Origin of the sequence: Corynebacterium frankenforstense (assembly GCF_030211955.1) — a bacterium.
Classification (GTDB): Bacteria; Actinomycetota; Actinomycetes; order Mycobacteriales; family Mycobacteriaceae; genus Corynebacterium; species Corynebacterium frankenforstense_A.
In genome coordinates, this window is record NZ_JASODI010000013.1 from 61,154 (window position 1) to 71,482 (window position 10,329).

General features: G+C 71.4%; 13 protein-coding genes. 7 read left to right on the top strand and 6 right to left on the bottom strand.

Translation table 11 applies throughout. The features are described 5' to 3' along the window. Nucleotides 1–24: 24 nt before the first annotated feature. From QP119_RS07995 to QP119_RS08010, 4 genes are all read left to right on the top strand, one after another. Nucleotides 25–468, top strand: a complete 444-nt coding sequence (locus QP119_RS07995) for a PTS sugar transporter subunit IIA (RefSeq protein ID WP_284775097.1) — start codon at nt 25–27, stop codon at nt 466–468. A gap of 74 nt (nt 469–542) precedes the next feature. Next, entirely contained in the window at nt 543–824 is a 282-nt protein-coding gene (locus tag QP119_RS08000) for a PTS sugar transporter subunit IIB (RefSeq protein ID WP_284775099.1), read from the top strand. 40 nt (nt 825–864) lie between these two features. Further along, nucleotides 865–1,821, top strand: a complete 957-nt coding sequence (locus QP119_RS08005; protein ID WP_284775101.1) for a PTS ascorbate transporter subunit IIC — start codon at nt 865–867, stop codon at nt 1,819–1,821. Then, nucleotides 1,821–2,249, top strand: a complete 429-nt coding sequence (locus QP119_RS08010; protein ID WP_284775103.1) for a PTS transporter subunit IIC — start codon at nt 1,821–1,823, stop codon at nt 2,247–2,249. Before QP119_RS08005 ends, QP119_RS08010 begins: the two co-directional genes overlap by 1 nt. Before the next feature lie 87 nt (nt 2,250–2,336). Here QP119_RS08010 and hflX read toward each other — a convergent pair whose 3' ends face one another. Further along, nucleotides 2,337–3,899 carry a GTPase HflX gene (gene hflX, locus QP119_RS08015; RefSeq protein WP_284775104.1) on the bottom strand — a complete coding sequence of 521 codons (1,563 nt, stop codon included), beginning with the start codon at nt 3,897–3,899 and terminating at the stop codon, nt 2,337–2,339. 103 nt (nt 3,900–4,002) lie between these two features. Here hflX and QP119_RS08020 point away from each other — a divergent pair, with 103 nt between their 5' ends. Beyond that, nucleotides 4,003–4,752: a hypothetical protein gene (locus tag QP119_RS08020; RefSeq protein WP_284775106.1), complete on the top strand. Its 750-nt coding sequence runs from the start codon at nt 4,003–4,005 to the stop codon at nt 4,750–4,752. A gap of 3 nt (nt 4,753–4,755) precedes the next feature. Continuing rightward, nucleotides 4,756–5,298 (top strand): hypothetical protein, encoded by a 543-nt coding sequence (locus QP119_RS08025; RefSeq protein ID WP_284775108.1) that lies wholly within the window; start codon nt 4,756–4,758, stop codon nt 5,296–5,298. A 267-nt stretch (nt 5,299–5,565) separates the two neighbouring features. Here the strand turns inward: QP119_RS08025 and QP119_RS08030 are convergent, their stop codons facing one another. The 4 genes from QP119_RS08030 to QP119_RS08045 form a co-directional block, all read right to left on the bottom strand. Then, entirely contained in the window at nt 5,566–6,804 is a 1,239-nt protein-coding gene (locus QP119_RS08030) for a ThiF family adenylyltransferase (RefSeq protein WP_284775109.1), read from the bottom strand. Next, nucleotides 6,801–7,331 carry a molybdenum cofactor biosynthesis protein MoaE gene (locus tag QP119_RS08035; RefSeq protein WP_284775111.1) on the bottom strand — a complete coding sequence of 177 codons (531 nt, stop codon included), beginning with the start codon at nt 7,329–7,331 and terminating at the stop codon, nt 6,801–6,803. The genes QP119_RS08030 and QP119_RS08035 overlap by 4 nt, the downstream gene beginning before the upstream one ends. Next, complete coding sequence (locus tag QP119_RS08040; protein ID WP_284775112.1) at nt 7,321–7,821, bottom strand: MogA/MoaB family molybdenum cofactor biosynthesis protein; 501 nt, start codon at nt 7,819–7,821, stop codon at nt 7,321–7,323. Before QP119_RS08040 ends, QP119_RS08035 begins: the two co-directional genes overlap by 11 nt. 107 nt (nt 7,822–7,928) lie before the next feature. Beyond that, on the bottom strand, nt 7,929–9,185 hold the full coding sequence (locus QP119_RS08045; RefSeq protein ID WP_284775114.1) for a molybdopterin molybdotransferase MoeA: 1,257 nt from the start codon (nt 9,183–9,185) through the stop codon (nt 7,929–7,931). A 56-nt stretch (nt 9,186–9,241) separates the two neighbouring features. On the opposite strand from QP119_RS08045, the gene QP119_RS08050 reads away from it, so the two are divergent. Next, on the top strand, nt 9,242–9,505 hold the full coding sequence (locus QP119_RS08050; protein ID WP_284775116.1) for a MoaD/ThiS family protein: 264 nt from the start codon (nt 9,242–9,244) through the stop codon (nt 9,503–9,505). A 66-nt stretch (nt 9,506–9,571) separates the two neighbouring features. Here QP119_RS08050 and QP119_RS08055 read toward each other — a convergent pair whose 3' ends face one another. Further along, nucleotides 9,572–10,060, bottom strand: coding sequence for a MogA/MoaB family molybdenum cofactor biosynthesis protein (locus QP119_RS08055; RefSeq protein WP_284775117.1), 489 nt, complete (start codon nt 10,058–10,060; stop codon nt 9,572–9,574). Between the last annotated feature and the right edge of the window lie 269 nt (nt 10,061–10,329).

The following is a 10,329-nucleotide window of genomic DNA, read 5'->3' on the forward strand; positions in this document are numbered from 1 at the left end:
GTCCCAGAAGAAAGGAGCCTGATCATGGCGGACCTGCCCCTCCCCGATTCCCGCATCGGCTTCATGCACGCCTCCGACTGGCGCGCGGCCGTCGAACGCAGCCTCGGCATGCTGGAGGCTGAGGGCTTCATCACCCGCAACTACATCGACACCGTCATCGCCTCCGTCGAGTCCGGCAAGGGCCTGTACATGGCCCTCGGCCAGGGCCTCATGCTCGCCCACTGCCGTCCCGAGGACGGCGCGCTGGAAACCGGCATCTCGCTGGTGGTCCTCGACGAGCCGGTGCCGCTGGGCGATTCGGACGACCATCCGGTCAACCTGATCTGGGGACTGTGCGCGAACGACTCGCACGCCCACCAGCAGATCATGGCCGAGCTGGCCAAGGTGCTCATGCAGTTCGAGGCCCGCGAGGCGCTCAGCGCCGCCCGCGACATCGAGGCTGTCCGCGCCGCGATCGCCGCCGCCTGATCCAGGCCTCCCTACCAGCCCCCGAAACAACCAACCACCGACACAAGACGTCACACAACGAAAGGTTCCAGATCATGAAGTTCATGGCCATGTGTTCCTCCGGACTCGGCTCCTCCTTCCTCGTGGAGATGAACATCAAGAAGGCGCTCGACACGATCGGCTTCTCCGACTACGAGGTCACCCACTCTGATCTCGGCGGCGCCTCGACCAACGACGCCGACCTGTTCATCGTCGGCCGCGACCTGGAGGACGCCGCCTCCGGCTTCGAACCGCGCATCCTCCTGGACAGCATCATCGACCAGAACGAGCTCGAGACGAAGCTGCGCGATCACCTGTCCGCCAACGGACTGATCTAGCCGCGCCACACCACCACCGAACCGCCAGAGAGGAAGAATCATGGACGGCCTGTTGAACGTTCTGGTGGACATTTTCCGCCAGCCGGCTGTGATCATCGCGCTCATCGCCCTGCTGGGCCTGCTGCTGCAGAAGAAGAGCTTCTCCGACACCATGAAGGGCACCATCAAGTCCTTCATCGGCTTCCTGGTCCTCGCGGCCGGAGCCGGCATCGTCGATTCGGCCCTGAAACCGTTCGGCCAGATGTTCCAGGACGTCTTCCATGTCCAGGGCGTAGTGCCGAACAACGAGGCGATCGTCGCACCGGCCCTCGTGGAGTACGGCACCGTGGCGGCCCTGATCTTCTTCTTCGGCATGGTCGTCAACATCGCCTTCGCGCGGCTGACCAACTTCAAGTACATCTACCTGTCCGGTCACGTCGCGCTGTACCAGTCGGTGATGATCGCCATCATCTTCATGGTCTCCGGCATGCCCGCCTGGCAGGCCGTCGTCTTCGGCGCGCTCGCCGAGGGCGTGATCACGACGGTCTCGCCGGCCCTGGCCCAGCCGTTCATGCACCGTGTGACCGGTTCCGACGACGTCGCGCTGGGCCACACCGGTGGCATCGGCATCGCCTTCGCCGGCCTGCTGGCCAAGCTGACCGGCGGTGCCCCGGAGAACTCCACCGAGAAGATGAATGTGCCGAAGAACCTCAGCTTCGTGCGCGACACCAACGTGGTGATCTTCCTGTCGATGTCCGTGGTCTTCGTCGTCGTGGCGCTGATCGCCGGCCCGACCTACGTCCAGGAGAACATCTCCGACGGCCAGAACTACATCCTGTGGGCCTTCATGCAGGCCGGTATGTTCACCGCCGGCGTCTTCGTGATCCTCGCGGGCGTGCGCACCGTGCTGAACGAGATCGTCCCCGCCTTCCAGGGCATCTCCGCGAAGCTGGTGCCCAACTCCAAGCCGGCCCTGGACGTGCCGATCACCTTCACCTTCGCCCCCCCAACGCCGTGATGGTCGGCTTCTTCTCCTCGCTGGTCGCCGGGACCGTCTGCATGATCGTCTTCGGCCTGTGCAGCTGGACGATCATCATCCCGGGCGTGATCGCCCACTTCATGACGGGCGCGGCCTCCGGTGTCATCGGCAACTCCGTCGGCGGCCGCCGCGGTGCCATCATCTGCGCCTTCGGAAACGGTGTGGTCATCTCGGTCGTCCCGCTGGTGCTCGTGCCGTTCCTCGGTGAGCTCGGCAGCGCCTCGGCCACCTTCTCCGACTCCGACTTCGGTGTCTTCGGCCTGTACTACGGCCTGATGAGCAACTTCGGCCAGTACGGAATCATCGGCGCAGTCGTCATCGCGGTCGTGCTGCTCTTCGTCGCGAGTGCCTTCGTCGGCCGCTCCCGCACGGCCATGGCCGCCCAGGGCATGCCCGCGGAGAAGTAGCCCTCCCCCGTTTCAATTGACGACGCGGCGTGCGGTGCGCCCATCGCGCACCGCACGCGGCATCTGCGTGTGTGCGATGCCTGCCCGCTACTCCTCGACGTCCTCCTCGACCGCGAACTCCGAGAGCGAGGCGGCCAGCTCGGTGGGCATGCGGGCCTCGAGCACCGTGCCGGCGTCGGTGTACTCCTCGCGCAGCACGGTACCGTGCTCGTGGACGCGGGAGACCAGCTCGCCGCGGGTGTAGGGGATCTCGACAGTGACGTGGGCGTCCAGCGAGTTGAGGAAGAGCTCGATGCGGCTCTCCAGCTCGTCGATGCCCTCGCCGGTGCGCGCGGAGACGAACACTGCGTCGTCGAGCGCGTGGCGCAGCTCCGCGATGACCAGCGGGTCGGCCGTGTCGACCTTGTTGACCACCAGGATCTCCGGCGGCGCCTCCTGGCCGGTCTCGCGGACGATGTCGGCGATGACACCGTTGACCGCCTCGACCTGGCCGAGCGGGAACGGGTCCGAGCCGTCGACGACGTGCAGGACCAGATCGGCGCCGAGGACCTCCTCGAGGGTCGACTTGAATGCCTCGACCAGCTGGGTGGGCAGGTGGCGCACGAAGCCGACGGTGTCGGTGAAGATCACCGCGCGGCCGTCGGCGAGCTCGGCGCGGCGGGTCGTCGGGTCCAGGGTGGCGAACAGGGCGTCCTCGACGAGCACGCCCGCGTTCGTCAGGGCGTTGATCAGCGAGGACTTGCCGGCGTTGGTGTAGCCGGCGATCGCGATGGTCGGCGTCAGCGACTCCGCGCGGCGGTGACGCTTGACCTCGCGTGAGCGGGTCATGCCGGCCAGCTCGCGGCGCAGCTTCGCCATGTCCGAGCGCAGCCGGCGACGGTCCGCCTCGATCTTCGTCTCACCGGGACCGCGCAGGCCCACGCCGCCGTTCGAGCCGGCGCGGCCGCCCGCCTGCCGGGACAGGGCCTGGCCCCAGCCGCGCACGCGCGTGATCAGGTACTCCATCTGGGCCAGGGCGACCTGCGCCTTGCCCTCTCGGGACTTCGCGTGCTGGGCGAAGATGTCGAGGATGAGCATCGTGCGGTCGATGACCTTGCAGTCGAGCTCCTTCTCCAGGGCGACCAACTGGCCCGGCGAGAGCTCGCCGTCGCAGACGACGGTGTCCGCGCCGGTGGCCGCGACGATCTCGCGCAGCTCGGCGACCTTGCCGGAGCCGATGTAGGTGCCCGGGTCCGGGGTGTCGCGGCGCTGGTAGAGCATGTCGATGACGTCGGCGCCGGCGGTCTCGGCCAGGGCGGCCAGCTCGGCGAGCGCCGCCTCGACCTCGGCGACCGTGCCCTCCGTCCACACGCCGACGAGGATGACCTGCTCGAGGCGCAGCTTACGGTACTCGACGTCGTAGCCGTCGGCCTGCTCCTCATGGTGGACGTCCGTCTCGCGGATGACGCGGCGAAACGAGTTGCGCTCGGCGAGGTCCATGTCGCCGGTCGTCACGGCGTGTCCCGCACGCCCGTCGGCGCCCGCCGCACGGTGGTCGCCGGCGGTGACCGACGCGGCGTCGTCAATCGCCCCGCGCCCGATGTCGCTGTGGTTGTCCGCGAAGGCCTGCGACAGCAGCTCCTCGCGCTCGTTGTGATCGGTTTCTCGCATTGCCCTCCATTGTCCCACGTCGCCGCGACGGCCGTGCCGGCGCTCCCCCGTCAGCGGGCTCCCGGGTGCCTGCCCGCGCGGGCGCGCACGTAGAATCGTGCGCATGAGCGACGACCTGAAGAGCATCGGCCTGGACTTCGACCGCTGGCAGGACGCGGTCGAGGCGGCCATCGGCACCGACCGACTCGCCGTGACCGGCGCCGTGCGCGGCGGCCAGCTGATCCAGTACAGCGACCCCTCCGGCGCACAGATCAACATACTCGCCGTCGAGCCGTACTCGACCTGGGCGGGCTTTGACGCGCAGTCCCAGACCACCGGCACCGTCGACATGGTCAACGACGTCCTCGCACTGGTCGACGTCACCGACCCGGCCGGCCAGGAGCTGGGCACCATCACCGCGAACCTCTCGCAGGGCCCGCTGTTCTACGAGGTCGGCCCGCAGCCCGAGCAGCCGCTGGGCATCACCGCCCTGGCGCTCGACGCGCAGGTCTACCCCTCCGACGTCGAGTACGAGAAGGCCACCGGCGAGGTCTTCGGCGTGGTCTACTCCGAGGGCGCGCAGCTGATCGCCTCCGGCTCCGGTGCCGCGGTGCCCGACGCCGGCGCGCAGTTCTCCGCCCGCGTGATCACCGCCGAGCGCCGCACCAGCACCCTGACCGGCCAGGCGTTCATCCACGCCACCGTCGAGGGCCCCTTCCCCTTCGACGTCTGCCTGCCCGACGCGGCCGAGGTGCCCCAGCCGGGCGCCGTGATCGCCGGCACCGCCCTGATGGCCGCCTCCGTCCTGGTCACCGGCGGTGGCTGCGGCGGCTGCGGCTGCGGCGCCGGCGGGTGCGGCTGCGGCGGGCACTGACCGATGCCGCCCGCACCGCAACGCGGTGTCCCGCGGCTCTACCTGATCGGGTTGGCCGCCGGCTGCGTGCTGCTGGTCTGGCTGATGAAGCTGCCCGGGCTGCTGCTCGCGGGCATGCTGCTGACCGTGGTCTTCGTGGCCACCCGCCGCGACCCGGGCGCGGCCGGGCGGGAGGCCGCGGCGCTGACGAACTCCGTGCGCCTTTCGGCGGAGGACATCCGCGACGTGCTCGAGGCCTTCGAGAAGTTCCGCACCTCACAGGATGCCGACGCGCTGGCCGACCGCACCTTCAACCGGCCCGCACTGGCGGACCCGGACACCTCCGACCCGGAGATCCAGCGCTTCCACTACCAGTGCCACGGCGCGCGGCGCTTCCTCAACCGCCTCGAAGCGCGCCTGGCCGACCCGGACATGACGGTCCGTGACCTCGAGCGCCTGCTCGCGGTCACCGACCGGCGCGCGGTCGAGCTCGAGGAGTCGTGGCTGACCGCACGGCGCGCGGCCCGGCGCATCGGGCGACGCGGGCGGGGTCTGGACCGGGACTGAGGCAGGGCCGCCGGCACGGGCCGCCGGCGCGGGCCGCACGCTTGTCCACCAGGGACGGCCGCACGCTTGTACACCAGGGACGGCCACACGCTTTTCCACCGGGGACGTCAGAGTATGCGACGACGGCGTCGCACACTCTGACGGTCACACGACCGTTACGCGAAAACCCGCAGGTCAGATCCTCGACGAAAAACGGGCGGTCAGATTGTGCGACCGCGACGTCGCACAATCTGACGCCCAGCCCCGGCAGGGTCCGAGACCCGCCCCCTACCGCACCCCGTCGGTGCCGTGCCGGTCCAGCCAGGCATCGATGCCGCCGCGCAGGCTGACCAGCCCGTCGAAGCCGCGGTCGGTAAGAGTCTGAACGGCCAGCACCGAGCGCACCCCGCCGGCGCAGTAGACCACCACCGGGGCATCCTCCGCGGCATCCGGCAGCTCGGGGTCACGCCCCGCAAGCAGGTCAGGCAGCGGGACGTGCACGGCACCGGGCATGTGGAAGGCCTCGTACTCGGAGTCGTCGCGGACGTCGAGGAGCACCGCCCCCTCGGGGATCTCGGAGACCTCGCGCACCTGGCGCTCCCCCGCCCCGCCGGCCACCGAACCACCGGCGCCAGCGCCGCCACCGACAGCACCGGCTTCACCAGCCCCGCCAGCCACGCCCGCGCTGCCGCCGACGGAACCGTCACCTGGCTCCTCGACCGAGCCACCGCAAACCGCATCCCCCACCACGGAACCGTCGACCAGGAACTCCCCGGCAGCAACCCGGCGCGCCACCTCGGGATCCCCCACCAGCGGCACGTACTCCCAGCGCCCGACCAGCGAGTCCAGGTAACCCAGCGTCCCGCACAGGACCTCGCCGCCCCCGGTGACCACCTTCAACGCCTCCATCGCCATCGCGGAGCCGACCTGGCCGACCACGGGCCCGAGCACCCCGGCCTGCGCGCACGAGGGCACCGAGCCGGGCGCCGGCGGCGCGGGGAAGAGGTCCTCGTAGACCGGCCCGCGGGTGGCGGCGAAGACGGACATCTGCGCCTCGAAGCCCAGGATGGAGCCCCACACGTGCGGGATCCCCGCCCGCGCGCAGGCCCAGGAGGCGGTGTGGCGCGCGGCGAAGTTGTCGGCGCCGTCGAGGAGCACCGCGGCGTCGCCAAGCACCTCGGCGGCGTTGGCCGGGGTCAGCCGCTCACGCACGGCGCGCACCTCGATGTCGGGGTTAAGCGCGAGCATCGCCGCGCGCGCCGAGTCGGCCTTGGGCTCGCCGATGCGCGCGGTGGCGTGGATGACCTGGCGGTGCAGGTTGGACAGGTCCACGACGTCGTCGTCGATGACGGTGATCCGCCCCACCCCGGCGCCCGCAAGGTACAGCAGCGCGGGCGAGCCGAGCCCGCCGGCGCCGAGCACCGCGACGTGCGCCCCGGCCAGCGCCTCCTGCCCGGCGCGCCCGAAGCCGGCCAGGGTCAGCTGGCGCCGGTAGCGGGCGACGGCGCGCGCGTCGAGCCGGCTCACTCCAGGCCCACCCAATGGTTGGTGCCGTCGGCCATCTCCTGCTCCTTCCACACGGGCACGCGCGCCTTGACCTCGTCGACGACCTCGGTGGCCGCGGCGAAGGCGGCCGCCCGGTGCGCGGCGGCGACCACGACGTAGAACGCGGTGTCGCCGATGGCCAGTGCGCCGGTGCGGTGGGCGGCCCACACCCGTGCGTGCGGATGCCGCTTGACGACGTCGCGCACGACCTCACCCATGACGTCACCCGCCGTGGGGTGCGCCGTGTAGGTCAGAGCGTTGACGTCCGCGCCGCCGTCGTGGTCGCGGACCACGCCGTCGAAGGTGACCACAGCTCCCATGGCGGGCGTGGCGGTCGCGGCGCGGGCCTCGGCGGCGAGGTCCTCGAGGCGGTCCTCGGTGAGAAAGGCGGCGATGACGCGGCCGGTCTGCTCGTGGACGCGGGCGGGGTCCTCCCCCGGGGTCAGCGGCTGCGCTTCGGCTCCGGCGGCCGCGTCAGTGGCCGCGTCGGTGGTGGGGTCAGTGGGCATGGTGTCCCTCCAGCATGTCGGCGAGGTGGTCGATGAGCGGGTCGAGGGTGGCGATGCCGTCCTTGACCGCGCCGCGCGAGCCCGGCAGCGTCATCACGAAGGTGCGCCCGACGGTGCCGGCGACCGCGCGGGACAGCGCGGCGTGCGGGGTGGCGGCGGCCCCGGTGGTGAAGAAGGCCTGCACCACCCCGGGCAGGGTGCGCTCGAGGTGGGGTTCGACGGCCTCGACGGTGCAGTCGTCGTCGGTGATCCCGGTGCCGCCGGTGGTCAGCAGGACCCTCGGCAGCAGGCCGGGGTCGGCGAAGAGCTCGCCGAGGACGGTCTCGATTTCGGCGTCGGCGACGACGACGGCCTCGGGGGTCTCGAAGCCGCGGGAGCGCAGCCACTCGACGAGCAGCGGGCCGGTGCGGTCGGTGTAGGTGCCGTCGGCGGCACGCGTCGAGGCGACGACGACGAGCGCGTCGCGGGTGCCGGTCGCGGGTTCAGACACGGTGGATCCTTCCTGTTCGTGGGCGGGGCCGGGCCGGTGGGCGGGAGCCGCCGGCCGGGCCGGGGCCGAAGCCTCCGCCCGGTGCCGGTGAGCCGGGACGCCGGCCCCTACAGCCGGTGGACGGTCACGGCGTCCCCGGCGGCCAGGTGGGCCCCCGAGGGTACCTCGATGAGGCAGTCGGCCCCGACGGCCTGGGAGATCAGGTGGCTGCCCGGCCCTCCCAGCGGCGTGGCGGTCACCACACTCGCGTCGCCCGCCGCCGCACCAGGCTCAGCGCCCGGCGCCGCCCCGGCGCCGGCCTGCGCCCCACGTCCCAGGTACCCGCGACGGAACTGCACGCGGGCGTCGGAAAGGCCGTCCAACGCCTCGGTCAGCCGCGCGGTCTCGGGGGCGGGCGCCTCGCCGAGCGCGGGGGCGACGAAGAGCCGGAAGCTGACCATCGTCGAGACGGGGTTGCCGGGCAGGCAGACCACGGGCACCCCACCCAGGCGTCCGATACCCTGCGGGCCGCCGGGCTGCTGGGTGACGTGGCCGAACCAGACGTCCTGGCCGTCGGCCTCGAGGAGCTGGCGGACGGCCTCGAAGCGGCCGTGCGAGATGCCTCCGGAGGTCACCGCCACGTCCGGCCGGTGCTTCTCGATCGCGGCGGCGAGGTCGGCGCCGAGGCGCCCCGGGTCGTCGTCGGTGCGCACGCGGGCCACCGGCTCGAGGCCGTGGCGGCGGCACAGCTCGGCGAGCATGGGGCCGTTGGAGTCCGGGATGGTCGCCGCGCCGTCGGGGTCGTCGACGACCTCGGCGCCGCCGGTGCAGATGAGCACGCGGGCCCGGGCGCGCACCCGCACGCGCGACACGGAGGCGTTGATCAGGGCGGCCAGGGTGATCGCGTCGACGCGCCGGCCGGCCGGGGCCACCACGGCACCGCGGGCGAGGTCGGAGCCGGCCGCGCGCACGAACTTGCCGGTGGTGGTCGCCGGCACGTGCACCTCCCCGGCGGCCTCGGCGGCGGTGAAGCTGTCCGGCTCGCACTTCTCCACCGGCACCACGGCGGCGGTGCCGGCGGGCAGCTTCGAGCCGGTCATCACGGGCACCGCGCGGCCGGCCACGCCCTCGGGCACGACCTCGGCGGGGTCGGTGCCGGCGGGCACGGTCGGGCCCACGGGCAGCGCGGCGGGCAGTGTCTCCAGCGCGGCGGCGTCGACGGCGTAGCCGTCCATCTGGGAGTTGTCGAAGCGCGGCGAGTCCGCGGCGGCGAGCGCGTCAGCGGCCAGTACGCGGCCGGCGGCCTCGCGGACGGCGACCTCCTCGGTGCGCGCCGGGCCGAGCAGACGACGCACGGCGGCGAGATGTTCCTCGGGACTACGCATGTACGGCAGCCTCTCCCTTTCTCGGTTTTCCACGGCCCGCAGGTACGGTCGGGCACATGTCCACGATAGAGGTCCACTACTTCGCCGCGGCGCGCGCGGCGGCCGGCACCGCCCTCGAGCGCGTCGAGGCGCCGGGCACCCTCAGCGAACTTGTCGGGCAGTTGGCGGCGGCCCACTCCGGCACCACGGAGGCGGGCATGTCCCTGGCCTCCGTTCTGGAGAGGTGCAGCTTCCTCGTCGACGGTGCGCGCAGCGAGCTCACCGCCCCGCTTGACGACGCCGCGCGCGTCGACGTACTGCCGCCCTTCGCCGGCGGTTAGAGGGACTACTCCCCGAGCTGGCGGAAGATGCCACTGACACGCTCACCGTGCGTGTGTATGAGGGAACTACTCCCCGAGCTGGCGGAAGATGCTCGGGATGAGCGGGGTGACCACCTCGGCGGCGTCGCGCGCGCCGCCGGAGGAGCCGGGGGCGTTGACGATCAGGCTCGCGCCGGGAGTGCGCGCGGTCAGGCCGACGCGGCCGCGCGAGAGCCCGGACTTCGGGCTGGACTCGAGCCCGCGCAGCAGGATCTGGGTGGCCACGCCGGGCAGCTCGACGGCCAGGCGGTCGGCGGTGACCTCGGGGGTGAGGTTGTGGGCGGTGATCCCGGTGCCGCCGGTGGTGAAGATGACGCGGGTACCGCGGGCGAGCTCGGCGTCGAGGGCCTCTCCCACGGCGTCGGCGCCCTCGGCGACGACGACGGTCTCGCCCACGTCGAGCCCCGCGGCGTCGAGAATCTCTCTGATGGCGGGGCCGGACTTGTTGGCGCGTTCGCCGGCGGCGACGCGGTCGGAGACGACGATGACGGCGGCGGTCAGCGGGGTGGGGGTCATGGCGGGGGTGAACCTTTTCTCGGAAGAAGTCGGGTTTTTCACACCCGACGCTACACCCACCAGTTCGTTAACCTGCAATGACTGAATTAAGCAATATTTCCCTATCGTAATTCAGCACGGCAATCCCCGTGACAAAGTGGCAGAAGTCCAGGTCAGAACCCTATTCTTAAAATCAGGAACCCCCGGGCAATATGAACTAGCCCCCGAAAGTTGGACTGGTTTAATTCTAAGCGGTTAGGGGTTCAAGGGTCTGATTCCGATATTGCATC